General features: G+C 74.9%; 1 protein-coding gene. It reads right to left on the reverse strand.

Translation table 11 applies throughout. The annotated features are described in order from the left end of the window. The coding region (locus OSB71_RS24250; protein ID WP_265950945.1) for a beta-ketoacyl synthase N-terminal-like domain-containing protein at positions 1–688 on the reverse strand (688 nt) is incomplete at both ends.

Consider the following 688-nt stretch of genomic DNA (forward strand, 5'->3'; position numbering starts at 1 on the left):
GCGGATGACGGCCAGCACGTCGTGCCCGTTGCGCCGCGCGTCCGACAACCGCTCCAGCAGCAGCACCCCCACACCCTCGGCCAGCGCGAACCCGTCGGCCGCCTCGGCGAAGGGCTTGCAGCGTCCGTCCCGCGCCAACGCCTGCTGGCGGCTGAACTCGACGAAGGAGGTCGGCGTCCCCATGACCATCACGCCGCCGGCCAGCGCCATGGTGCACTCGCCGCCGCGCAGCGCCTGGGCCGCCATGTGCACCGCGACCAGGGACGAGGAGCAGGCGGTGTCCACGGTCACCGCCGGGCCCTCAAGACCGAGGGTGTAGGAGACGCGGCCGGAGAGCACGCTGCCCGCCGTGCCGGTGAGCAGGTGGCCCTCGAAACCGTTCGGCCGGCCGCGCGTCGCGCCGCCGTAGCCGGAGGCCGCGGCGCCGGCGTAGACACCGGTGCGGGTGCGGCCCATGGCGGTGGCGTCGATGCCCGCGTCTTCGAACGCCTCCCAGCAGCTCTCCAGCAGCAGGCGTTGCTGCGGGTCCATCGCGATCGCCTCGCGGGGGGAGATGCCGAAGAAGGCGGGGTCGAAGTCGCCCGCGTTCGCCAGGAAGCCGCCCGCACCGACGTAGGAGGTGCCCCGGTCGTCCCCGGCCGTGTGCCGGAACACCTCCGGGTCCCACGCGCGGTCCGCGGGCACCGGG

It is taken from the genome of Streptomyces marinisediminis, from assembly GCF_026262575.1.
Classification (GTDB): Bacteria; Actinomycetota; Actinomycetes; order Streptomycetales; family Streptomycetaceae; genus Streptomyces; species Streptomyces marinisediminis.